The 1,137-nt window shown below is 33.9% G+C and carries 2 protein-coding genes; both read left to right on the top strand.

The genetic code is table 11. The features are described 5' to 3' along the window. The coding region (locus CRV03_RS13910; protein ID WP_258239105.1) for a methyl-accepting chemotaxis protein at positions 1–765 on the top strand (765 nt) is incomplete at its 5' end. A 13-nt stretch (positions 766–778) separates the two neighbouring features. Then, the coding region (locus CRV03_RS13915; RefSeq protein ID WP_129085743.1) for a PAS domain-containing protein at positions 779–1,137 on the top strand (359 nt) is incomplete at its 3' end.

Consider the following 1,137-nt stretch of genomic DNA (forward strand, 5'->3'; position numbering starts at 1 on the left):
AATAACGCAAAAGCGAACCTAAATAATGGACAAACACTAGAACATAACTCAGCAACAATGACAGCATCAATGAATAACCTAGCAGCAAAAGCAAATGAACAAGCAGCTTCATTAGAAGAAACAGCAGCAGCAGTAGAAGAAATCACTTCTATTACTAGAAATAATGCAGAAAATGCAACAAAAATGGCTGACTTAGGAAAAACAGTAAGAACATCAGTAACAACAGGTGAAGACCTTGCAAGTAAAACAGCAAGCTCAATGGATGAAATTAATGATAAAGTAACTTCAATTAATGAAGCAATTACTGTTATTGATCAAATTGCATTCCAAACAAATATTCTTTCACTTAATGCAGCAGTAGAAGCAGCAACAGCAGGTGAAGCAGGAAAAGGTTTCGCAGTAGTTGCACAAGAAGTAAGAAATCTTGCAAATAGATCTGCTGAAGCAGCAAGAGAAATAAAAGATTTAGTAGAAGATGCAAACCTAAAAGCAAATGATGGTAAAAAAATATCAGATGAAATGATAAATGGATATAAAGAGCTAAATACACATATCTCAGAAACAATCCATATCATAGAAGATGTGTCAAAAGCAAGTAAAGAGCAAATGACAGGAATAGAACAAATAAATGATGCAGTAACAATGCTAGATAGAGTAACACAAGAGAATGCTAGTGAAGCTAACCAAGTAAAAACAATAGCAGATGAAGTAGCAACAATGGCAAATGAACTAGTAAGTGAAGCAAAAAGTAAAAAGTTTAACTAAAGGAAAATAAGAGATGGCAGCAGGACAAGAGACAGTATTAGATGAATACGCATTCCTAGTTAGTGAGACAGATTCAAAAGGTATAATAAGATTTGCAAATGATGATTTTTGTAAAATAGCAGAATACTCTCTAGAAGAACTAGTAGGAAACCCACATAATATGGTAAGACATCAAGATATGCCAAGTAAAGCATTTAAAAGCTTGTGGGAAACAGTACAAAGAGGAGATACTTGGACAGGATATGTAAAAAATGCAACAAAAACAGGAGGATACTACTGGGTGTTTGCAACAGTATATCCATTTGAGAGTTGTGATGGAACAAAAGGGTTTTTATCTTGTAGAAGAAAACCATCAAGAGAAGAAATAGCTGA

It is taken from the genome of Arcobacter sp. F155 (assembly GCF_004116455.1).
GTDB lineage: Bacteria > Campylobacterota > Campylobacteria > Campylobacterales > Arcobacteraceae > Halarcobacter.